This is a genomic window from Rhizobium glycinendophyticum, assembly GCF_006443685.1.
Lineage (GTDB): Bacteria > Pseudomonadota > Alphaproteobacteria > Rhizobiales > Rhizobiaceae > Allorhizobium > Allorhizobium glycinendophyticum.
In genome coordinates, this window is the sequence record NZ_VFYP01000001.1 from 1,241,142 (window position 1) to 1,262,813 (window position 21,672).

At 64.8% G+C, this 21,672-nt stretch carries 23 protein-coding genes; 14 read left to right on the forward strand and 9 right to left on the reverse strand.

Annotated elements, in window-relative coordinates; translation table 11 throughout:
• Positions 1 to 55: 55 nt before the first annotated feature.
• Positions 56 to 457: a GFA family protein gene (locus tag FJQ55_RS06045; protein ID WP_140826759.1), complete on the reverse strand. Its 402-nt coding sequence runs from the start codon at positions 455 to 457 to the stop codon at positions 56 to 58.
• A gap of 340 nt (positions 458 to 797) precedes the next feature.
• Here FJQ55_RS06045 and FJQ55_RS06050 point away from each other — a divergent pair, with 340 nt between their 5' ends.
• The 4 genes from FJQ55_RS06050 (at position 798) to FJQ55_RS06065 (ending at position 5,917) form a co-directional block, all read left to right on the forward strand.
• Complete coding sequence (locus tag FJQ55_RS06050) at positions 798 to 3,506, forward strand: heavy metal translocating P-type ATPase (protein WP_140826760.1); 2,709 nt, start codon at positions 798 to 800, stop codon at positions 3,504 to 3,506.
• Between the two features lie 187 nt (positions 3,507 to 3,693).
• The gene (cueR, locus tag FJQ55_RS06055; RefSeq protein WP_140829133.1) at positions 3,694 to 4,137 is read left to right on the forward strand and encodes a Cu(I)-responsive transcriptional regulator; all 444 of its coding nucleotides are present in this window, start codon (positions 3,694 to 3,696) and stop codon (positions 4,135 to 4,137) included.
• A gap of 72 nt (positions 4,138 to 4,209) precedes the next feature.
• Positions 4,210 to 4,413: a heavy-metal-associated domain-containing protein gene (locus FJQ55_RS06060; protein ID WP_140826761.1), complete on the forward strand. Its 204-nt coding sequence runs from the start codon at positions 4,210 to 4,212 to the stop codon at positions 4,411 to 4,413.
• A 337-nt stretch (positions 4,414 to 4,750) separates the two neighbouring features.
• On the forward strand, positions 4,751 to 5,917 hold the full coding sequence (locus FJQ55_RS06065; RefSeq protein ID WP_246085035.1) for a GGDEF domain-containing protein: 1,167 nt from the start codon (positions 4,751 to 4,753) through the stop codon (positions 5,915 to 5,917).
• A gap of 205 nt (positions 5,918 to 6,122) precedes the next feature.
• Here the strand turns inward: FJQ55_RS06065 and FJQ55_RS23955 are convergent, their stop codons facing one another.
• Positions 6,123 to 6,539 carry a type II toxin-antitoxin system PemK/MazF family toxin gene (locus tag FJQ55_RS23955; RefSeq protein WP_140826762.1) on the reverse strand — a complete coding sequence of 139 codons (417 nt, stop codon included), beginning with the start codon at positions 6,537 to 6,539 and terminating at the stop codon, positions 6,123 to 6,125.
• A 220-nt stretch (positions 6,540 to 6,759) separates the two neighbouring features.
• Here FJQ55_RS23955 and FJQ55_RS06075 point away from each other — a divergent pair, with 220 nt between their 5' ends.
• Positions 6,760 to 7,227, forward strand: a complete 468-nt coding sequence (locus FJQ55_RS06075; protein ID WP_140826763.1) for a hypothetical protein — start codon at positions 6,760 to 6,762, stop codon at positions 7,225 to 7,227.
• Between the two features lie 464 nt (positions 7,228 to 7,691).
• Here the strand turns inward: FJQ55_RS06075 and FJQ55_RS06080 are convergent, their stop codons facing one another.
• Entirely contained in the window at positions 7,692 to 8,183 is a 492-nt protein-coding gene (locus tag FJQ55_RS06080) for an SRPBCC domain-containing protein (protein ID WP_140826764.1), read from the reverse strand.
• Positions 8,170 to 8,526 carry an ArsR/SmtB family transcription factor gene (locus FJQ55_RS06085; RefSeq protein ID WP_140826765.1) on the reverse strand — a complete coding sequence of 119 codons (357 nt, stop codon included), beginning with the start codon at positions 8,524 to 8,526 and terminating at the stop codon, positions 8,170 to 8,172. Before FJQ55_RS06085 ends, FJQ55_RS06080 begins: the two co-directional genes overlap by 14 nt.
• 72 nt (positions 8,527 to 8,598) lie before the next feature.
• Here FJQ55_RS06085 and FJQ55_RS06090 point away from each other — a divergent pair, with 72 nt between their 5' ends.
• Positions 8,599 to 10,107, forward strand: coding sequence for a DNA-packaging protein (locus FJQ55_RS06090; RefSeq protein WP_246085036.1), 1,509 nt, complete (start codon positions 8,599 to 8,601; stop codon positions 10,105 to 10,107).
• Positions 10,108 to 10,355: 248 nt separating this feature from the next.
• Here FJQ55_RS06090 and FJQ55_RS23845 read toward each other — a convergent pair whose 3' ends face one another.
• Positions 10,356 to 10,484, reverse strand: a complete 129-nt coding sequence (locus FJQ55_RS23845; protein ID WP_274533373.1) for a hypothetical protein — start codon at positions 10,482 to 10,484, stop codon at positions 10,356 to 10,358.
• Positions 10,485 to 10,766: 282 nt separating this feature from the next.
• Between FJQ55_RS23845 and FJQ55_RS06095 the strand changes: the two genes are divergently transcribed.
• On the forward strand, positions 10,767 to 11,387 hold the full coding sequence (locus FJQ55_RS06095; protein ID WP_140826766.1) for a glycoside hydrolase family 19 protein: 621 nt from the start codon (positions 10,767 to 10,769) through the stop codon (positions 11,385 to 11,387).
• A 99-nt stretch (positions 11,388 to 11,486) separates the two neighbouring features.
• Complete coding sequence (locus tag FJQ55_RS06100) at positions 11,487 to 11,792, forward strand: Dabb family protein (RefSeq protein ID WP_140826767.1); 306 nt, start codon at positions 11,487 to 11,489, stop codon at positions 11,790 to 11,792.
• Between the two features lie 314 nt (positions 11,793 to 12,106).
• Here FJQ55_RS06100 and FJQ55_RS06105 read toward each other — a convergent pair whose 3' ends face one another.
• Entirely contained in the window at positions 12,107 to 13,081 is a 975-nt protein-coding gene (locus FJQ55_RS06105; RefSeq protein ID WP_140826768.1) for an alpha/beta hydrolase family protein, read from the reverse strand.
• A gap of 146 nt (positions 13,082 to 13,227) precedes the next feature.
• On the opposite strand from FJQ55_RS06105, the gene FJQ55_RS06110 reads away from it, so the two are divergent.
• Positions 13,228 to 13,845: a TetR/AcrR family transcriptional regulator gene (locus tag FJQ55_RS06110; RefSeq protein ID WP_140826769.1), complete on the forward strand. Its 618-nt coding sequence runs from the start codon at positions 13,228 to 13,230 to the stop codon at positions 13,843 to 13,845.
• 135 nt (positions 13,846 to 13,980) lie between these two features.
• The gene (locus FJQ55_RS06115) at positions 13,981 to 15,150 is read left to right on the forward strand and encodes a phage portal protein (protein WP_167507689.1); all 1,170 of its coding nucleotides are present in this window, start codon (positions 13,981 to 13,983) and stop codon (positions 15,148 to 15,150) included.
• Positions 15,151 to 15,219: 69 nt separating this feature from the next.
• Here the strand turns inward: FJQ55_RS06115 and FJQ55_RS06120 are convergent, their stop codons facing one another.
• Positions 15,220 to 16,320: an NAD(P)/FAD-dependent oxidoreductase gene (locus FJQ55_RS06120; RefSeq protein WP_140826770.1), complete on the reverse strand. Its 1,101-nt coding sequence runs from the start codon at positions 16,318 to 16,320 to the stop codon at positions 15,220 to 15,222.
• A 71-nt stretch (positions 16,321 to 16,391) separates the two neighbouring features.
• Here FJQ55_RS06120 and FJQ55_RS06125 point away from each other — a divergent pair, with 71 nt between their 5' ends.
• Positions 16,392 to 16,979 carry an alpha-ketoglutarate-dependent dioxygenase AlkB gene (locus FJQ55_RS06125; RefSeq protein WP_140826771.1) on the forward strand — a complete coding sequence of 196 codons (588 nt, stop codon included), beginning with the start codon at positions 16,392 to 16,394 and terminating at the stop codon, positions 16,977 to 16,979.
• Positions 16,980 to 17,182: 203 nt separating this feature from the next.
• Here FJQ55_RS06125 and FJQ55_RS06130 read toward each other — a convergent pair whose 3' ends face one another.
• Positions 17,183 to 18,073, reverse strand: a complete 891-nt coding sequence (locus FJQ55_RS06130; RefSeq protein WP_161596954.1) for a phosphatase PAP2 family protein — start codon at positions 18,071 to 18,073, stop codon at positions 17,183 to 17,185.
• A gap of 175 nt (positions 18,074 to 18,248) precedes the next feature.
• The gene (locus FJQ55_RS06135; protein ID WP_161596955.1) at positions 18,249 to 18,746 is read right to left on the reverse strand and encodes an HXXEE domain-containing protein; all 498 of its coding nucleotides are present in this window, start codon (positions 18,744 to 18,746) and stop codon (positions 18,249 to 18,251) included.
• A gap of 307 nt (positions 18,747 to 19,053) precedes the next feature.
• On the opposite strand from FJQ55_RS06135, the gene FJQ55_RS06140 reads away from it, so the two are divergent.
• The 3 genes from FJQ55_RS06140 (at position 19,054) to FJQ55_RS06150 (ending at position 21,614) form a co-directional block, all read left to right on the forward strand.
• The gene (locus FJQ55_RS06140) at positions 19,054 to 19,371 is read left to right on the forward strand and encodes a DUF6107 family protein (protein WP_140826774.1); all 318 of its coding nucleotides are present in this window, start codon (positions 19,054 to 19,056) and stop codon (positions 19,369 to 19,371) included.
• 349 nt (positions 19,372 to 19,720) lie between these two features.
• A complete protein-coding gene (locus tag FJQ55_RS06145) occupies positions 19,721 to 20,296 on the forward strand; it encodes an HK97 family phage prohead protease (protein WP_140826775.1) in 576 nt (191 codons plus the stop codon).
• 31 nt (positions 20,297 to 20,327) lie between these two features.
• Positions 20,328 to 21,614 (forward strand): phage major capsid protein, encoded by a 1,287-nt coding sequence (locus FJQ55_RS06150; RefSeq protein WP_167507724.1) that lies wholly within the window; start codon positions 20,328 to 20,330, stop codon positions 21,612 to 21,614.
• The last annotated feature ends 58 nt before the right edge of the window (positions 21,615 to 21,672 follow it).

Sequence of the window (21,672 nt, forward strand, 5' to 3'; positions counted from 1 at the left end):
GCCACGATGTGATCGGCCTTCGGTCGTTAAGAGCCGCCTTAGGCCCGCAGCCCCCTCAAGCCCAGAGATCGCGCACGCAGTCGCCGCGGGAAGGGAGGTCTTCGAAGCTGTCGAGCCCGTCGAAATGGTCGATCGGCAGGTCGGCGACGGCGTCCGGTGGGGCGAGCCGCAGGTTGACCGCGATCCGGCGCCGGCCGTCTTCGCCCGTGTGCAAGGCCCGCCAGGAGAGCACACAGGCGCAGCTTGGGCAGAACAGGATTTCGAGAAAGGACTTGTCCGGGCCCGCGCGGGTATAGGAGGACGGGGCACCGGTAATCTCGATGCGCTCGCTCTCGTAGTCATAGGCCCAAAGCGCGCCATAGCGCCGGCAGAGCGTGCAGTTGCAGGCGGTTGCCGGGCCCGGATCGCCGGAAAGCGTCCAGCCCGCCTTGCCGCAGTGACAGGTCCCGATCAGCATGGGCAGTCCCCCTTGGTCTCGTGGGTTCGCAGGGACAGTCTGCGCCCGGTCCCTAATCTCGGCAAGGCCCGACAGCCGGCTCGTAGGTCGCGGCGATTTTCATCGGCCTTCAGATTGGCACGAGTGAACAACCTTCTGCTGCGTCACAAGGTGGGTGCGGCGGCCTGGTGCGAGAAGACGCGTAGAAGGGAACCGGTTCAACGGCGGGGAAGACTTATCCGAGCTCCCACCCAAAGCGGAGATAGATAAAGCTTGTAAACACGCCCAAAAGAAAAACCTATGTCACCCCTTGACCCTCCCATGATGGGAAGGTCCATGTAAGGTGGCGGAGGTGACCGCCATGAACATGCAGTCCCGGCCCGTTGGGGCCAAGAAATCTGTCGACCCGATCCTGCTGCCCGTCGAGGGCATGACCTGCGCATCCTGTGTGCGGCGGGTGGAAAAGGCCGTGGCCGCCGTGCCCGGGGTCGAAGAGAGTGCGGTGAATTTTGCCACCGAGACATTGTCCGTGACGCCGGGCGATGGGTTTTCGGCAGAGGCCCTGCTCGCCGCGATCGACAAGGCCGGCTACGAGGCGAAGGCGGAGACGCTGGTGCTGGAAGTGGAGGACATGACCTGCGCTTCCTGTGTGTCTCGCGTCGAAAAGGCGCTGAAGACGGTGCCGGCTGTCGAGGCAGCCAGCGTCAATCTGGCGACCGGCGAGGCCGTGGTGAAGGTGCTGGGCGGTCCGTCTGCCCTGCCGGCCCTGACCGCAGCCGTCGCCAAGGCGGGCTATGCTGTCAGGCTTCTCGCTGGCGCAGATGACGCCGTTGCAGCCGATGGGGCGAGGGTCGAAGACGCTGATGCGACGGGTAGCGGTGACGGGTCGATGGGCCATGCTCCGGAAATCGGCGAGAAGCCGCAAGGCACCGCTGCGCGCGCGGCGGTCAGCGCCGGCCGGTCTTCTGCCGGCGCCAGTGCCGATAGCCGCGAGCTGCGCCGGGAGAAGGAAATCGCCAGTCTGCAGCGGGATTTCCTGGTGGCACTGGTGCTCACCCTGCCGTTGTTCATCCTGGAAATGGGCGGCCATATCTATCCGCCGCTGCATCACGTGCTGATGCAGATCTTCCCCGGCAACACCTTGTATCTGCTGCAATTTGCGCTTGCGACCGCCGTGCTTGTCGGTCCCGGGCGGCGCTTCTATGTCAAGGGCGTGCCCTCGCTCCTGCGTCTTTCGCCCGACATGAATGCGCTGGTGGCGCTCGGCACGGGCGCGGCCTATCTCTATTCGCTGGTGACGACCTTTGCGCCTGGGCTTTTGCCTGTTGATGCCCGTCACGTCTATTACGAGGCCGCCACCGTCATCGTGTCGCTGATCCTGCTCGGACGGCTCCTGGAAGCCCGCGCCAAGGGCCGCACCGGAGCGGCGATCCGCAAGCTCGCGGGCCTGCAGGCGAAGACGGCGCGGGTGGAGCGGGACGGAACGACGCTCGATCTGCCGCTCTCCGCCGTCGTCGTCGGCGATGTCGTCGTGATCAGGCCCGGCGAGCGCATTCCGGTCGATGGCCGGGTGATCGATGGGGCGAGTGCCGTCGACGAAGCGATGATGTCGGGCGAGCCAATCCCGGTTGCCAAGCGCGCCGGCGATACCGTGATCGGCGGTACGGTGAATGGCCAGGGCGCATTGCGCTTCGAGGCGACCGGCGTCGGCGCCGACATGATGCTGTCGCGCATCATCCGCCTGGTGCAGGAGGCGCAAGGGGCCAAGCTTCCGATCCAGCGGCTGGTGGACGAGGTGACGGCCTGGTTCGTGCCTGTTGTCATCGCCATAGCGGCTGTGACTTTTTTCCTATGGCTGCTGCTGGGGCCTGTGCCTGCCTATACCCATGGGCTGGTCGCGGCGGTTGCGGTGCTTATCATCGCCTGCCCCTGCGCCATGGGGCTCGCCACACCGACCTCGATCATGGTCGGCACGGGACGTGCCGCCGAACTCGGCGTGCTCTTCCGCAAGGGCGACGCGCTGCAGAGCCTGAGCCAGATCGACTGGGTGGTGATGGACAAGACCGGCACGATCACCGCCGGCAAGCCCGAGGTGACAGGGATCGTGACGGCCGAAGGTTTTGACGAGGCCGACGTTCTGCGGCTGACCGCAAGCCTTGAGGCGCGCTCGGAGCATCCGCTGGCGGATGCGATTGTGCGGGCCGCCGAGGCGCGGGGCATCGTGCTGTCGACCGTGGATCAGGTCGAGGCCGTGGCCGGGTTCGGCGTGACCGGGATGGTTGATGGACGGCGGGTTGCGGCTGGTGCCGATCGGTTCATGGTCAAGCTCGGCGTGATGCCGCACGGTCTCTCGGAAAGACCCCTCCCCAACGAGGGGGGAGGGGCTGACGCCGCCGCCAGCCTCCAGGCAGCCGTCACCCGTCTCGCTGACGAGGGGGCGAGCCCGCTTTATGTGGCGATCGACGGGAAACTTGCCGCCGCGATCGCGGTGGCTGATCCGATCAAGCCGACGAGTGCGGCAGCGATTGCGGCGCTGAAGGCTCGTGGCCTGAAGCTGATGATAGTGACGGGCGACAATGCGCGCACGGCCCATGCGGTGGCGAAAAAGGCCGGCATCGATGCGGTGGTCGCCGAAGTGCTGCCCGAGGGAAAGGTAAGCGCGATCAAGGAGGTGCAGGAAAAGGGCGGGCGGGTCGCCTTTGTCGGCGACGGCATCAATGATGCGCCGGCGCTCGCCACCGCAGACGCAGGCATCGCCATCGGCACTGGCACGGATGTGGCGATCGAAAGCGCCGATGTCGTTCTGGTCGGCGGCGACCTGATGGGCGCGCTGCATGCGATCGAGCTCTCGGGGGCGGTGATGCGCAATATCCGCCAGAACCTGTTCTGGGCCTTTGGCTATAACGTGGCCCTCATCCCGGTCGCGGCCGGGCTGCTCTATCCGCTCTTCGGCGTGACCTTTTCGCCGATGCTGGGGGCGGCCGCCATGGGGCTGTCGAGTGTGTTTGTGTTGACCAATGCGCTGAGGCTGAGGGCGGCGAGGGTGACAGGGTTCTTGACCTCCCCTTGAGGGGGAGGTCGCGCGGAACGCGCGGGTGGGGTGATATTGGTGCGCGCCGCCGGGTCACCCCACCCCGGAGCTTCGCTCCGACCCTCCCCCTCAAGGGGAGGGTGGTGGATCTATCTCCCCCTTGCGGGCGAGGTGTCGGCCTCTTCCACAAGGGAGAGAGGAACTGAAGGAGACCATGACCGTGACGATGAACATTGGTGAAGCCTCGGAAGCCTCGGGCGTTTCGGCCAAGATGATCCGCTATTACGAGCATATCGGGCTGATATCGCCCGCCGGACGGACCGCGTCGAATTACCGGGTTTATGACGCCGACAGCGTCAACCGGCTGCGCTTCGTGCGCCGCTCGCGCAAGCTCGGCTTTTCGCTGGAGGAGACCGAGCGGCTGTTGAAACTCTGGGACGACAAGGAGCGGGCAAGCGCCGAGGTGAAGGCGATGGCACTCGCCCATGTCGAGGAACTGGAAAAGAAGATCGCCGAAATGCAGGCGATGCGGAACACACTTGCCCATCTCGCCGAGCGCTGCCACGGCGATGACAGGCCGAACTGCCCGATCCTCGCGGATCTCGAAGGCCGCCCCTTGCGGCAAAAGACCGCCGTGAAAGCGGCGGGCGGCGACTGCTGCGGGGATTGACCTTGCCCCTGTGGGAAGGTGCAGGATTGAAGACGAAACGGTGCCGAGGGCGCCACAAGAGGAACAGACAGCATGACCGGACAGACGGTATTCAAGATCGACGACATGACCTGCGGGCACTGCGAAAAGACGGTGGTGAAGGCGCTTACGGAAGCCCTGCCGGGCAAGGTGGTGACCGTGGACCTCGCGGCCCGCAAGGCCATGGTTGAAGGCGATGCGGCCCTTGCCGAAGCGGCGATCCGCGAGGCGGGTTATACGCCGGTGCGGGAAGGATAAGGCGGAGTAGGGGGTAGCGAGTAGCGAGTAGCGAGTAGCGAATAGCGAATAGCGAATAGGAGACGGATCTGCCTTGGTTGCGTCAACCGAAAAAAGGTGTCGAATCGCGGGCCTCACGGTCGCACATCATTCGCTACTCGCTACTCGCTACTCGCTACTCGCTACTCGCTACTGCTCAACGCATTGAGGCGATGGGACTGCCGCTTCCAACCTGACAAAAGCAAAATCTGCCGAGAATAGAACGACTAAATTAGAGAATTCTTTGTATGTCTGGCGCATCATTCCGGTGGGTCGCGCGGTGCGGCCGCCGGAAGGTCCGGTTCGGACGGCGACAGGAATGACAATGCGTGCAGAGGGACGGGCGAACGGACGGCTGGACTGGCTGTTGCGCATGCCACCCGAGATCGAACGGGCTTACGAGCGGGATTTTGGTGAAGGTCGCGTCCGGCATCTGCGCCACGCCATCATTGTCGGCCTGATCGTCTACAACATCTACAATCTGACCAGCCTCTACCTGATGGCCGACATCCAGCCCTTCACGGTGGCAATGCGGCTTTTCGTGCTGGTTCCGGGCTCGCTGACCATCTTCTGGCTCGTGCCGCGCCTGCCGCCGGTCTTTCGTGAGCTGATCCTGCTGCAGGGCATGTTCGTGGCGAGCCTGCTGCCGCTTTATCTGCTCTACATCTCCCAGTCGCCCTATGCGAGTTATACGCTGGGTGAACTGCCGCTGGTGCTGCTCTTCGGCAACATGCTGCTGGTTCTGCGCTTCCGCCTGGCGCTGATCTTCACCTTCGTCACCTGTCTGGCAGCCCTCTTCGTGATCCACACCAAGCCGGGGCTCGACCCGAACCTGATCTTTCCCCTGACGGTACAGGCGATTACCGGCCTCTTCTTCACCCTGTACGGCAACTGGCATTTCGAGCGACAGCGCTGTCTCTCCTATGTCGCGCAATATGACGCACAGAACCGGGCGGACCGGGCGGAACGCATCGGCGACGAATTGCGTGACCTCACCCGCACGGATGCGCTGACCGGCATTGCCAACCGACGGCATCTGGAAGAGGTGCTGGCCGACTGGCCGACAGAGCATGATGCCATGCTGCTGCTGATGGTCGATGTCGACCACTTCAAGGCCTATAACGACCGGCGCGGCCATGTCGCCGGCGACGAGGCGCTGCGGCGCATTGCCTTAACGCTGCAGGCCTTTGCCGACCGCCATGACGGCTTTTGCGCCCGCTATGGCGGCGAGGAATTCACCCTCGTCTTTTCCGCCGACGCCCGAACGGGCGGCGCATTCCTGGCCGACCGGCTGGTGCGCAGCGTGCGCGACCTCGGCCTTCCCCATCCCGCCCGCCCGGACGGCGTGGCCGTGGTGACGGTCTCGGCCGGCTATGCCGGCGCCGGCGAGGCGGAGGACGTAACCCCGCTGGAACTGGTAAGCCGGGCGGACGAGGCGCTGTATCAGGCCAAGAGCGCGGGTAGGAATAGGTCGAAGGCGGGGTGAGGGCATCCGGATGCTGCGCCCATTCTCCCCACCTGTGAGGGAGAACCCGGCGCAGAAACACAAAACCCCGCTATGAGCGGGGTTTTGCTGACATCCCGGAAGGTTTGCGATCACCCAGCCGAGATGGCCACCCGTGAGTGGACTTAAATGCCGGTGCGACCGGCGACAGTACACAATATGGGGGCTTGTCCGGGCTGTGTCAACGCTACAGCCCTAGGCCATGCCGGACACATTCACGAACCTGCTCAAGGGTCCCCGGATCAGGCACGCGAACATCATAAACTCGCTGTCCCTGATCGCGCCCGTTGAACAGGAGGCGTAATCGATGAAAAGCAACCGTGAGTACGATATCGCCTTTCAACCACATCACCGGACTGGAATAGGGGTGCGGCAATGGTGGGTCGAGTGTGATCTGCATGTGATGCGCCAAGACCGCACGGGGTTCCGTTGTACTCAAAGGAACGATCGTGCACAGAAACGGCCGACCCGGTATGGGAGGAGAGAGTACGATCGCCGGACGCCGCTTTACCATCTCCGGAGGCCTAAAGCCCTCTGATAGATCGACCCGCAGAATGGTCCCTGGCGCTGGGTGAGAAACGACTGTCATGGTCAATACCCCCATCAAGAACAATGCCGCGAACTTTCGCCTTTTGCAAGTTATGCGAGAGTGAAGGCGAGCTCGCAGGTATCGTCATTGATAGGAAAATAATCCTTGACACCGTCACGGTCGTTCGGTAGGTTTGTTGCATGATCGGAGAGCTGTGGCGGTGGCGCCCGGGAGGCTCCGGAGAAGAGGCTGATGGGTCCGCGCGAGCGGGCCTTTTTTGTTTCGGGGGTGTGAAATGATGCTGGAGGCCGAGGACGGGTTGGAGGCGCTGCCTGATGTGATCGAGGTGAAGGCGGCCGGTGGGCCTGCGGATCTCGAGACCATGCTGTCCGACTTCACCGTCGAGATGCGGGCGCAGTTCGAGCTGTTCCGGCGGCTGCGGGCTAGTGCCGAGAGCCTGCTGGACGGGGCCGACGAGGGACTGGCGAAGCTGGCGCGCGCCGACGTGAAGGCGGCGACCGATGCGATTGCGCTGATCGTGCGCACGCTGGAGAAGATCGATACGCTCTTGCGCCAGCTGGAACGCGACCGTCTCGATGCCGAGGAGCGGCAGATGGAGGCGCGTGATCCGGAGGTGCTGCGGGGCGAGGTCGAGGCACTGATTGCGGCACGGGTCGAACAGGCGGTGGCGTTCAGGCTCGAGGCCGCGGTGGCCGTGAGGCTGGCGGACATTTCGGCACTGGCCGGCGGGCAGGGGCCGTGAGGTGGTCCTGGCTGAATGCTCGATATTGAATGAGATCGATGCAGTGCCAATGGAACGGATCCCCTCACCGGCGGAATCTGAAGTTCAGGCGGCTTGCACTGACCTCGAGCCTTGGATTTCGCTTTTTCCCCCACAGAGGGCAGGGCAATCGCATATGGAAGAGAAGACCCCTCCCAACCCTCCCCACAAGGGGAGGGCTTAACCAGGCCGCGCCGTCGCATTGTTGGAAACGGGCGGTTTGCGCCACGTCCTCTCCCCCCTTGTGGGGGAGATGGCCGGCAGGCCAGAGGGGGTTTTGCTCCATATGCAATTGCCCTGCCACAGAGGGGGTGGGTCCCGGTCGGGGGATGGGGGCGGCTCTCGGCAGGGGTTGTCCGGGACAGGTCTTGCGTCCGGCGCGGGTCACCCCCACCCGCCGCTTTGCGGCGACCTCCTTCCTCAAAGGGGAGGTGGACAGCGGAGCCTCAGGCGGCGTCGGCGGTCTGAGCGAGCAGGGCGTCGAGCTGGAGGAATTGTTCGGGCATGGCGCCTTCCATGCCGATGCAGGCCTCGTCGAGGGCTTCCTTGGTTGCGTAGGACTCATGCAAGACGAGGCGGGTGCCGGCGGGGTCTTCGGAGAAATTGACCGTAGTCATGGTGGTTTCGCCGCTTTCGTCGTTGGTCCAGGCAAGGCGCGAGGGGAAGGCGACGTCGACATAGGTGCCGTAAAAGGTCATGGCCTCTTTGGGGTCCTTGCCGAAGGTGACGCTGTAGCCGCCGCCGACGCGCACATCCATCTGGCAGTCGAGGAGCGGCACGCCCATGGATTGCGGCGCCCACCAGAGCTTGAACAGGTCCGGCTTGGTCCAGGCGTCGAAGACGCGCTCGACAGGGGCGGCAAAGACACGGGTGACCACGAGATCGCGGTCGGATATGCGCTCGACGGAGGTGGCACCGGCTGATTCAAGCTTGCTCATCTGGGGGCTCCTGGCGGGTGAAAGTCTCGATTACGCTGTCCAAGGCATCAAAGCGGTCATTCCACAGGGCACGGCGCGCGGCGATCCAGTCGGCGACTTCGCCCAGTCCCTCAGCATCGAGCCGGCAGATCCGGACGCGCCCCTGCTTTTCCGTCGTCACCAGACCTGCCTCTTCGAGCAGCGCCACATGTTTCTTCATGCCGGTCGGCGTCATCGCGAAGCGGTCCGCCAGACGCGTGATCGAGGTCTCGGCGCGGCCGAGCTCTTCGAGCACGCCGCGGCGCGTGGCATCCGACAGCGCCGCAAAGGCGGCATCGAGGCGGGCATCCGATTGGTGAACCATTTGGTTCAGTGTGGCACGGGAGCGGCGTTGAGGCAAGGGGCCCCGTGCAAACGACCTTCGAGGAGACTGCCGATGACGCCGAAATCTCTGGCAAGGTTAGGGCGGGATCGGACAGCAAAGGGGATCAAAGGGACAATCCGGATTGCTGAAGATCACGAGGCTGGGATCAGCGGCGTTCAGGATGCGCTGGCGGCGATCTTAGCGCAGAATGGAGCCCTGGCTGGAGGGCTCTCACTCAAGACGCAGGCGCTGGCCGGGGTCTATGGGCGGGTAGACCCGGATGGTCGTCAGACGCGGAAGGATGAGCCGAAAGCAGGGCACAGCGACGTCTTCGATCTCGACCGCCTCGATGCCGCCGAGCTTGCCTTTCTGGCCCGCGACTGGCGGCTTCTGGCCCGGCCGGAGCAATTGCCGCCGGAGGGCGACTGGCGCAACTGGCTGATCCTGGGCGGGCGCGGATCGGGCAAGACCCGGGCGGGCGCCGAATGGGTGCAGGCCGAGGTGATGAAGGCCGGGCGGCGGACGGATCTGCGCATTGCGCTGGTGGCCGAGACGCTGGGGGACGCGCGCGAGGTGATGATCGACGGGGCCTCCGGGCTTTTGCGGATTGCGAGGCGAATGCGGCCGGAGGTGGAGATTTCGAGACGCCGGCTGATCTGGCCGAACGGGGCAATTGCGCAGATCTTTTCCTCCGAAGACCCGGAAAGCCTGCGCGGGCCGCAGTTTCATCTCGCCTGGTGCGATGAGTTGGCGAAGTGGAAACACGCCGACGAGACCTTCGACATGCTGCAGTTTGCGCTGAGGCTCGGGCACGATCCGCGCCAGGTCGTGACGACGACGCCCCGGCCGGTGCCGCTGTTGAAGCGGCTGATGGCGGATGAGGCAACGGCGCTGACGAAGATGGCGACATCGGCCAATGCGGCGCATCTGGCGCCGGGTTTTTTGAGCGCCCTTGCCGCCCGCTATGGCGGGACGCGGCGTGGGCGGCAGGAGCTGGACGGGGAGCTCATCGAGGACCGGGTCGACGCGCTGTGGAAGCGGGCGCGACTGGACGAAATCCTGGTAAAACTTGCAGAACCGCTGCAACGGATTGTCGTCGCGGTCGATCCGCCGGCGGGCGGGACAAATGCCTGTTGCGGTATTGTGGTGGCCGGACTGAAGGAGAATGGCCAGGCGGTGGTGCTGGCCGATTGTTCGGTGGAGGGCGCGGGGCCGGCAGGCTGGGCCCGGGCGGTGGTTTCCGCCTTCCGCCGCTTCGAGGCGGACCGCGTGGTGGCAGAGATCAACCAGGGCGGCGACATGGTGAGAAACGTGCTGGAAAGCATCGAGGCGCGGCTGCCGGTGACGACGGTGCGCGCGACACGGGGCAAGTTCCTGCGCGCCGAGCCGGTGGCGGCGCTTTACGAGCAGGGCCGGGTGGTGCATGCGGCGCGGTTTCCCGCACTCGAAGATCAGATGTGTGATTTCGGTCCCGACGGCCTGTCGAGCGGGCGCTCGCCGGACCGTCTGGATGCGCTGGTCTGGGCACTGACGGCGCTGATGCTGGAGGGTGGAGGCGAGCCGAGGATCAGAGGGGTGTGAGATCCCTCGATGCTGAGGCGTCCGCACACCGTGCGGACCTCGAAGCATCCGGCCTGCGTGAGCGCGGCCTCGACCCTTCGAGGCCCTCGCAGAGCGAGGGCACCTCAGGGTAAGGGGGAGGGCGCAAGGTATGTGGGTCCTATCTCCCCCCTTGCGGGGGAGATGTGAACCCCGACTGCTGTCATCACCCCAAACGAAAACCGGCGCCTCTCGGCGCCGGTCTGATGATGGGGGCGGTGGATCGTGGGTTACTTGCCGGACGGGCGGCTGGACGGCTGCCGGACCTGGCGCCATTCGTTTTCAAGGCGGGCCAGAACATCGGCCGGGATCGTCTGCGGGGCTGCGGTCTTGGGCGTCATGGAAGTATTGGTCTGCATGTCTTCCCTCCTCATGTTGGAAGTCCTGGCTCCCAAACGTGTCTGTGGGCGGAAAGTTCCACAGTGTTAAAGCTTTGTAAATGTGAACAGAACGCGCTCTAAACGATTGAAATTTCTTCAATCGTTTTAAACGGCACAAATATTTTCGCCAGTTTGGTGAATGGCGGGCGCGGGGCCTTCGGTTGTCTGCGCCAAGGCGCCTGAGCGCGCCCGTTACGGCCCAGCGCGGCGCCGCAGAGACGGTCTTTTCTTTCCCTGATACTCCTGACATCGAGGTTTCCCATGCGGATCGATCGCACGATCTTCTTCGCCGGTGTGCGCCATTCCGTGTTCGGCGGGCGGCTGGGCGAGGGGCAGGTGGCCAGTATCGAGGCGGTGCTGACGCGGTTCCTGGCGCGCGGCTGGTCTGATCCGCGCTGGCTCGCCTATATGCTGGCCACCGCGCATCATGAAACCGGCGGCACCCTGCAGGCGGTGCGCGAGACTTTTGCTGTGACCGATGACGAGGCGGTGGCGCGGCTGGAGCGGGCGTTCCGGGCCGGCAAACTGCCGACCGTAACGATGCCCTATTGGCGCCGCGATGCTGGCGGCCGCAGCTATTATGGGCGCGGTCTGGTGCAGATCACCCACCGCGAGAATTATCAGAAGATGAGCCGGATCACCGGGCTTGATCTCGTAACAGAGCCGGACCTGGCGCTGAGGGTGGATGTGGCGGCGACGATCCTGGTGGTGGGCATGACCGAGGGACTGTTTTCGGGCGCCAGGCTTGCCGACTTCTTTTGCGGGATGAAGGCCGACTGGACGGGGGCGCGCAAGATCGTCAATGGGCGCGACCGGGCATCGAAGATTGCGGCGACGGCCCGGATTTTCGATGCGGCCATCCGGGCAGCCCTGGTGGCGTGAGGAGAAGAGGGGCAGCGCTGTGCGGCGATTGGCGGATTGAGCCATCGGCTGCGCGATGCTATCGGCTTTCGCACCGCAATATTGTTTCAAAGGTGCCCCATGATCCGCCACATCGTCTTCTTCACCGTGAAGCCTGAGAATGTCGAGGCTGTCAGGGCGGGGCTGTCGATCCTGACGGAGATTCCGCATGCCAGCCTGCTGGAGATCGGCACCAATGTGAAGACCGATGGCTTTCACCAGGGGATCGACCTTGTCGTCTATGGCGAGTTCGAGGATGCGGCGGCCCTTGCCGCCTATAAGGCGCATCCGCTGTATGAGGAGAGCATCCGCCAGGTGAAGCCGCTGCGCGAGGAGCGGTATGCGGCGGATTATGTGGTGGCGGATGCGGTAAGGGAGAGGCTGTGAGAAATTAGCGGTGCTGGCGGCGGCGCAGCAACAGGTAAACCCCGGCGAGGATTGATACGCCGAGCAGAAAAAGGCCGGCCTGGTTGAAGAATCCGCTGGTGGCGGTGATGTCCATCATGGTGCTTCCCGGGGTCAGCACGCCGATGGCACCATGGTCGTCCCGCAGGTGTTGACGAAATTCGCCGTCAGCTTCTGCGTCTCGTTGCGGATCAGGACGTGCGCGCGCTTCGCAGACATCGTCGATGGTGGCTCGTTTCGAAAACCATGTCTGCCGCTGCGGCGCGCACCCTGCGCCGCAGTGGACATTCTGGCGACTAGGCAGTCTTGATGTCCACCCGGCCGACGTCTGGGGCATGGGCTTCAAGCGCTGTCACCGCCTCGGGCCAACTGCCTTCGTCGATGTCGAGGGCAGTGCGCAGATAGGCGAGTGTCAGGCGCTGGGTCACGGCAAGGCGTTCGGGATCCTCGTCGTCGGTTTCCTTTGCGTCATAGCCGGCAATGCCGCCGAGGCCGTGTTTGCCGCCGATGAGGGTAAGCAGAGCCTGTGCTCCTGGGGCGTGGCGATAAGGATCGACATGCCAGTCGGCGCCGCGTGTCGTCAGATGCGGGCTGTCGTCGGCGTCGCCGGCAACGACGAGTGTGCGGGTGGTGAGCGTCGAAAAATCCGGGTTCAGTGTTGTGTAATTTTCGCGGGCGAAATCGCTGAGGCTGTCGCCGCCGAGACCGGGGGCGGCGAGCAGTATGCCGGCCCTGATGCGCGGCTCGGGACGGCGGATGCGGGTGACGGCGGAATCGGCGGTGTCGGTGAGGCCGGCGCCGAGCAGCATCCCGACGGTCTGGCCGCCGAGCGAATGGCCGATGGCGGCGATCCGGGCCTGGTCGAGCCGGCCGGCGAGGAAGGGCGCGGCCTGTTCGATGGTGGCGAGATTGTCGAGGATCAGCGTCATGTCATCGAGGCGCGATTGCCAGAAGAAGGGATATCCGGGAGCGTCCTTGCCGAGACCGGCGACCTTGGCATTGGCATGGGTCGGCTGGATGACGACGAAGCCGTGGGCGGCGTAGAAATCGACGAGCGGGCCATAACCATCCTTGGATGGGATGTAGAGCGACGGGCCGTGGCCATGCGACAGGAGAATGATCGGCAGAGGGTCGCCCGTGATCGGCGCGGTGACGCGCAGTTCGAGCGGGCGGCCGCGACCGGGGGCCGGCAGCGTGACGGGATTGATGGTGAGCGTGGCCTGCGGCTGCGGCTTGGGGATGGCGCGGGCTTTGGTGACGAGATCGTTCATGAAGGGGCCTCCGGGCTCTGGATTTTGGCGGGTAATCGGTTTAAGAGCTTAATCGGAACAGCGTTCCGAATACCGATGTGATATACGGAACGATGTTCCGTTTAGCAAGGCCCGTGCTGAAATTTGTGCGCGGCAGGAGAAGATGGATGGCGACCGCGGTGGAACAGAGCGAAGATCCTGGCGTGGAAACAGGCGCGCCGCGCGTGCGCGCCGATGCCCGTCGCAACGAGGATTCCCTGCTGGAAGCGGCCAAGGACATCTTTGCGGAAAGCGGCGTCGATGCACCGGCGCGCGAGATCGCGAGCCGTGCCGGTGTCGGCGTCGGCACGCTCTATCGGCGCTTTCCGAGCCGTGCCGATCTGGTCATCGCCGTTTTCAAGCGTGAGGTCGATGCCTGCACGGCAGAGGCCGAGACGCTGGCGCAGAGCCATGCGCCTGATGAGGCGTTGGCGCTCTGGCTGCGGCGATACACGCGCTTCATCGCGACCAAGCGGGGCCTGGCTCAGGCGCTGCATTCTGGAGACCCGGCCTTCCAGGCGCTTCCGGACTATTTTCGCCAGAACTTCGAGCCGGCCTTGGCGGGCCTTCTGAAAGCCGCCGTTGCCGCCGGCGCAGTGCGGGCCGGCATCGACCCTTACGATCTCCTGCGCGCGATCGGCAACCTTGCTTCGGTTAAGGGGAGGGAGCCAGAGGGCGAGACCCCTGTGATGGTCGAGCTGCTGATCGATGGACTGCGGTTTCGCGCGGCACCTGGCAAGGCCTGAGGTCGAGGCCGGTCTGGCAGGTCTCCCAGGCGTTTGTCGGACTGCCCGCTTCCGCTGAGTTCTTAAGGGTGACGCGTCGGGTGCAATGCGCCCCGGACGACATCATCCATTCCTGTTGTCAAAGAGGAAAACTCGATGAAATTCTCCTTCCGTTTGCCCTGGGCTGAAGCCCCGGATCGCGTCCGCGCGTCTGATGAAAAGGCGCTGTCTGCCCGTCCTGGCACGCCACTGGCCCTGATTGCCGGCGAGGGCGAGGCGCGCTGGACGGGGCGGAGTTACGCCGCGCTGTCGCGCGAGGGGTTCATGAAGAACCCGGTGGCCCATCGCTGCGTGCGGCTGGTCTCGGAAGCCGCCGCCAGCATCGGCTTTCTCGCCTATCAGGGGCCGGTCGAGCGCGAGGATCATCCGGCGCTGTCGCTTCTTTCGCGGCCGAACGGAGCGATGACGGGGGCGGATTTCTTGGAAGCGCTCTATGGCCAGCTGCTGCTCTCGGGCAATGGTTTTGTCGAGGCGATTGCGGTTGGCGCCGGCGCCGGCGGGCGGGCTGAACTGCATTTGCTCAGGCCCGACCGGGTGAGTGTCGTCTCCGGTGCCGATGGCTGGCCGGCCGGCTATGATTACCGCGCCGGCACTCGGGCCAGGCGGATTGCGCTCGAGGGGCTGTTGCATCTCAAACTGTTTCACCCGCTCGACGATCACGAGGGCTTTGCGCCGCTCGCGGCAGCTCAAGTTGCGCTTGATCTGCACAATGCGGCGGGGCGCTGGAACAAGGCGCTGCTCGACAATTCGGCCAGGCCGTCGGGTGTGCTGGTCTACCAGCCGAAGGAGGGGGGCAATCTTACGGCCGATCAGTATCAGCGGCTGAAGGTGGAGCTGGACGAGGGCTATTCCGGCCCGATGCGGGCCGGCCGGCCGCTGCTGCTCGAGGGCGGGCTCGACTGGAAGTCGATGGGACTTTCGCCCAAGGACATGGATTTTGTCGAGGCGAAGAACGGCGCGGCGCGCGACATAGCCCTTGCCTTCGGCGTGCCGCCGATGCTGCTCGGCATTCCCGGCGACAACACCTATGCCAATTACCAGGAGGCGAACCGCGCCTTCTATCGCCTGACCGTGCTGCCGCTTGTGACGCGGACCGGGGCCTCGCTTTCAGTGTTTTTAGGAGAGTTGACGGGCGAGGCGCTGAGGCTGGTGCCGGATCTCGACACGGTTGCCGGATTGGCGGCCGAGCGCGATGCGCTCTGGGCAAGGGTGGGCGCTGCGGCGTTTCTGACGGATGAGGAGAAGCGGGAGGCGGTGGGGTATTGAGGGGATGCTGTGCCAACAGCACCGATCCTCTCGCAGGTGAAATCGAAGCGTTAGGCGCGTGCTAGCCCCCTAACCTTCAGATTGTGTTGGTGAGGGGGCGGTGCCGTTGGCGCGTTTGGGTACGGGAGGCTCCTCCCCGTGCAGAATGTTCCGTGCTGCCAGGCGTGCAAGATAGGGCGCGAGGATGACGCCGGGATGGCCGGTCGCGAGGTAGAGGCCCTCGACCTCAGGGACAAAGCCAAGGCGGGGCAGCTTGTCCTCGAAGGTGGGACGATTGCCGATTTCTGCGCTGATCAGGGACAAGGGGGATGGCAGATCGAATTCGTCGGCGAGGACTGACAGGAACCGCTCGCCAATCATAGAGGGCGTCTCTTTCATGTCCGCAGGCCAGGACTTTGCGATGAAGACGGTGTTGTCGAGGCTCTGACGAACTTCGACACGCGGGCCATCGAGAATGTGGTGGATGAAGGGCGTTTCGCAGGCGTATCGGAGCAGGAGCGCCGGGGACAGGACCATGCCGATATCAATGCCGAGCTGTTTCGTCAGGGTGTCTGTTCCAGGACCAGCGGCGAGGATGACGCAATCGGTCTCGATCAGGCCTGCCGAGATCCGGACGCCTTTGACATGATCATTCGTCGTTTCGATGGACGAGACTGTTTCATCGAAATGCACGATTGCACCGCGGGTCCTCGCGGCGTTGAGGAGCGTTCCGGCCAAGCGGATCGGGTCGATGGCGATGTCGTCGGCCGAAAAGACGGCTGTTTCCGGAACGTGGCGCAGATGCGGTTCCAGCCGGCTGATCGCTGTGCGATCCACCAGTTCGACAGTCTCGCCAGCGTCCCGGCGTGTCGCGAAGAGATGCTCGGTCTCCTGCGTCGAGGTGTGCCAGAGAAACGATCCACGTCTTGAAAAATCTGATATTTCGGGCAGATCGCTGATCAGGGCGGGATAGTCCCTGACGGCCTGCTGCCAAAGGGTGTGACTTTCGCTGCCGGGCACCCCATGGACGGTGTTGATCCAGCCGAAGGCGCGACCGGTGACACCGCAGGCGGGTTTGGGGCCGCTTTCGATCAGGACGACATCTGTTAGCGGCGAGGCCAGGTGATAGGCCATTGCCGTCCCGAAGATACCGGCGCCGATGATGACGATGCGGCGTTTCTGCAATGGCATGATGGCAACCTTGAAATGCGACGGATGCGTGTAATGATGGGCGCTTCCTAGCCTTTGCGGGTAACACGCAGATGACGGTTGCGAGAACTGAAATATCCGACGTTCGCCTCCCTCCCGATGCCCGTGTGATCCCCGAATGGATCTCGCCCGCCGAGGAAACCGCGCTGGCCGGATATCTCGATGCCGGCGAGTGGAGTGGCGAGTTGCGGCGGCGGGTTCGGCATTTTGGCTATCGCTATGACTATCGCGCCCGGATCGCGACACCGCAGAGCCGGATCGGGCCTCTGCCGGACATGCTGCAGCGGCTTGGTCGGCGGATGGTCGAGGAGGGGATTTTTGCCAGCCTGCCGGACCAGGTGATCGCCAATGAATATCTGCCGGGGCAGGGGATCAGCGCGCATGTCGATTGTGAACCGTGTTTCGGCGATGTGATCGTGTCGCTCAGCCTGTTGTCGCCGTGCCAGATGCAGTTTCGCCGCGTCGAGACGGGAGAGAAGCGGGCGGTGATTTTACGGCCCCGGTCGCTGCTGGTGCTGGAAGGGGCAGCAAGGCATGATTGGACGCATGCGATCCCGGCGCGTCGGTCGGACCGGATAGATGGCGTTCAGGTGATGCGTGGGCGGCGGGTGTCGTTGACGTTTCGGACGATGCGGTTTTGAGGGGGCGCTGAACGGATCCCCTCGCGTACAAAATCTGAGGTTTAGCCCTGATCGCTCTCAAGCCCTCTCATCGCCTTCACGCGGCGTCGCGCTCAGGCCTCCGTTCGCTGAAATCGATTCACGGGATCGATTTCCGGCCTTCGGCCACCGCTCCGAAGACTTTCCCACAGGGGCGAGAGGGTGGGTTGCGGCAAGCGGCGGCCTCAACTCTGCTGTTCGGTCCCGTTGGTCGGCGCCGGCTGCAGCATTGCCGGGGCAAGCGACAGGCGGCGGATGGTGGTAACGAACTGGGCGATTGTCTTGCGGCGGGCGTCGTGCAGCCGGTGACCGAGCTCGCCGAGGGCGGCGTCGAGCCTGATGTCGCAGGACTGGACCCCCGGGCGGCCGTAGATCAGGTGTGCCAGGCCGATCGAAAGCGTGGCCATCAGGCCTGTGGCAATCAAGACGTCGGAGAGGAAATGCGCGCCGAAGGCGATGCGGTTGAGCGCGGTGAGGGCTGTGAAGACGGCGAGCAGCACGAAGACGCAGCGGCGCCAGACCACCGGCACGAAGAAGGCGAGTGGGATGAGACAGGCGACGACGGCGGCCTCGCCGGAGACGAAGGAGCGGTCGTCGAAGAATTGACCGCCGAGACCCCAGGCATGGACGAAGGTATCGGTGCCGCCGAACTCAAGCACGCTGCGCGGGCGCGGCCGGTCGAAGAGCGGCTTCAGGATGCCGTTCACCATCAGCGCCGGGCCGAGCAGGAAGAGGCTGGCGAAATAGAGCGTGAAGCGCGGCGGAAAGAGCGACGGGCGCGAGGGATAGATGAGTTTGAGGATGAGGCCGACGACGAGTGCGATGGTGAGTGCCAGCGGAAAATACTGGCCGAAGGCGCGGAAGGTCTGCAGTGCTTCGACCTCGCCTGCCGGAAAGCCGATGCCCTCGACATAGAACAGACGGCTCAAGGCAAGATCGACACCCGGAAAGGCAACGAAGAATGCCGAGATGGACAGCGTGATGAGCAGTGACAGAAGCAGCGGCTTTTGCGCGATGGTGCCGCGCGGTGCGCGGCCCGCGTCCATGACATAGACCATAATGTAACCCCAAGACATGTACCCCGCCGCCACATGAGCAGTCATTCATGAAAGCCGTGTGACGCCAGGTGTGGGTTTCGATGCGCGGCCGGCGTGACGGCGCGGCCACTGGCGATCGCTGGCGGTCATCGGGGCGCGTCATGGCGCCTGATGCCGCAACCTGCGATGGCCATGAGGCATGGACGGGGGGCTTTCAGCGCTTCGGGGCGGGGGGCTCGGCATGGCCCTTGCGCATCAGCCCCGCACCGATGAACAGCCACAGGAAAAGGAGCAGCGGGCCGGCGACGATCAGCGCGGCCCAGACGATCGTGCGACCGGCGATGCCGGCAGCAAGTGCCGTGTTGAGGATCAGGACGCAGCCCGGCGCCATCAGGAGCACGGCGCTGACGACCCCGGCGGTGTAGCGCCTGAGGATGACGGTGGCGGCGAGATGTGGAATGACCGCATTGGCAAGCATCACCAAGGCCGCTCCCGCCAGCAGCGGATCGGCGGCGGACATCTGGGTCATTTTGGCTGGAATGAGCGCCAGCCCCGCAAGCGTGACAATCACAAGGGCGATGCGCAAGCGGGTGAGCGGAAGGTGTAAACCGCGCCCGGCGAAGACATCGGCGAGGCGATCGGCAAACAGATATTCCTCGCCATTGTGAAGGACGAGCAGGCCGAAAAACAGCCAAAACCAAAACGTGTCCATCACGGTCTCCTGCATCCGCGCGAGGGCGACCGCACCGTATCACCGGTGGGCGCTGCGCTGAAAACGGGCTGAGGCTCGGCATCCTGATTCAGAGTGTGAACGTCTTCGCGTGGTGGATCAAGCAGCGGAATCGGCGTGTGAACCCCGCTCGCCAAGGGATTCAGAAAATTCGCAGAAACGCTTCGGCCTTCCCGGCGGTGGGATCGTCGTCTTCAAGGCGTGAAGGGAAGGTTTGCGCCGGCCGCAGCCTTTTGGGCGGGATCGTACCGGCCGGCGCAAGGCCAAGCTATCAGTGAAAGATGAACAAATGACTGACTTCAGCCATGACGGCGGCGTTTTGTCCGCCCGTCTGATCGGCGCTGTCGCAGGCTCTGCGATTTCGCTGGTCTATCTCCTGCCCAAACATCGCCGCGAGGCGGCGGTGCGCTTTCTGACCGGCGTTGCCTGCGGACTGATCTTCGGCGGGCCGACGGGGCTTTGGGGTGCGACCCAGCTCGGCATCGAGGCCGAACTTTCCTCCGCCGAAATCATGCTGGCCGGCGCGACGCTCGCCTCCTTCACCGCCTGGTGGGGACTGGGTGTGCTGGTGCGGCTGACGGGGCGGGCGGGGGAGAAGGTGGGGTGAGGTGGGCGCTGAAGTTGGTCCTCATCTTCCGACTGACGGCCCCTCATCCGCCCTTCGGGCACCTTCTCCCCGCAGGCGGGGAGAAGGGCGACTGCGGCCGGCGTTTTGCCCCCTTCTCCCCGTTCACGGGGAGAGGTCCCGGCAGCGGATGAGGGGCAATTTGCGGCGGGGCTTGCCGTTGATCTTCCCCCTCCCCTTGAGGGGGAGGGTCGGACCGTAGGTCCGGGGTGGGGTGATCGGAGCGGGTCCGACGTCCGACGCGGGTCACCCCCACCCGCCGCTTCGCGGCGACCTCCCTTCAAGGGGGAGGTGTGAGACCGGCACCAAACATCATCACGAGGAGAGAGACATGCAGCGCAGGGAGGGGCCGGGCGCCCCGAGCTTCAGATATGCCGGGCTGACGCTGAAGGGCGTTGCCGGCGACGGGACGTTTTCGGGTTATGCGAGCCTGTTCGGCGAGGTCGATCTCGGCCGTGATGCGATCGAGCGCGGCGCCTTTGCCGCCTCGATCGACAAGCGCGGGGCAGGCGGCGTGCGCATGCTGTTCCAGCACGATCCGGCCGAGGTAATCGGTCGCTGGACGGTTTTGCGCGAGGATGAACGCGGGCTTTATGTCGAGGGCAAGCTCGCCACCGATGTGGAGCGCGCCCGCGAGGTGCTGGCGCTGATGAAGGCGGGTGCGCTCGACGGGCTGTCGATCGGCTTTCGCGCGGTGAAGACGCGGGCCGACCGCAAGGCGGGCGTGCGCCGCATCCTGGAGGCGGATCTCTGGGAGATCTCGGTGGTGACCTTTCCGATGCTGCCGACGGCGCGCGTCTCCAATGTCAAACACAGGCGGTTCTACCGCGACAGGGAAACCGAGCTCGTGCGCCTGATGCGCCGGGCGGCAAGGGCAATGGCAAACAATCGTTTCAGCAAGGGATAAAGCGATGGATGAGGCGAAAGGACAGGACATGATGACGGATGACAGGACGGCGGCGAAGGGGCCGGGCAAGGCGGTTTCGGCGGCGCGTGTGCCCCTCGAGGTGAAGGCGGCACCCGACACGGTGACGGCGGCCTTCGAGGAGTTGATGAGCGCCTTCGAGGCCTTCAAGGAGGGCAACGACCAGCGGCTGGCGGAAATCGAGGACAAGCTTTCGAGCGACGTCGTCACCCGCGACAAGGTCGAGCGGATCAACAAGGCGATCGACGACCAGGGGCGCCTCCTCGACGAACTGGTGCTAAAGAAGCGGCGTCCGCAGCTGGCTTCGCCGGGGCGCGACGATCCGGCTTCGGCCGAACACAAGGCGGCCTTCGAGGCCTATGTCAGGCGCGGTGACGACCAGGCCTTGCGCGAGCTCGACCAGAAGGCGCTCTCGGCCGGTGTCTCCGGCGACGGCGGTTATCTCGTGCCGCCGCAGGTGGATGGCGAGATCGGCCGCAGGCTTTCCGCCATTTCCCCGATCCGCTCGCTCGCAACGGTGCGGCAGGTCTCCGGCTCAGTGCTGAAGAAGCCCTTTGCGGCGTCGGGTTTTGCGAGCGGCTGGGTGGCCGAGACGGCGGCGCGCCCGCAGACCGGCACGCCGGAACTCTCCGAACTCGCCTTTCCGACCATGGAGCTCTATGCCATGCCGGCGGCGACGCAAGCGCTGCTCGACGATGCGGCCGTCGACATCGAGGCCTGGATTGCGGCCGAGGTCGACATCGCCTTTGCCGAGCAGGAGGGCCAGGCCTTCGTCTCCGGCGACGGCGTCAACCGTCCCAAGGGGTTTTTGAGCTATACGCAGGTGGCCGACGACGCCTGGGAATGGGGCAAGATCGGCACGATCGCGACGGGTGCTGCGGGGGCTTTTGCGGCAAGCGGGGCGTCGGACGTCTTGATCAACGCGGTCTACGCGCTGAAGGCGGGGCATCGCCAGAACGGCAGCTTCGTCATGAGCCGGCGCAGCCAGGGCGAGGTTCGCAAGCTGAAGGATGCCGACGGCCACTATCTCTGGGCGCCGCCTGCCAAGGCGGGCGACCCGGCCTCGCTCATGGGCTTTCCGGTCGCCGAATCCGAGGCCATGCCGGAGATTTCGGCGAATGCCACCGCGATCGCCTTCGGCGACTTCCGGGCGGGGTATCTGGTGGTCGATCGCGTCGGCGTGCGGATCTTGCGCGATCCCTATTCGGCGAAGCCTTACGTGCTGTTCTACACGACGAAGCGCGTGGGCGGCGGCGTGCAGAACTTCGAGGCGATCAAGCTGGTGAAGTTCGGGGTGTGAGGGTTTGACCCTCCCCTTGAGGGGGAGGGTCGGAGCGAAGGTCCGGGGTGGGGTGATC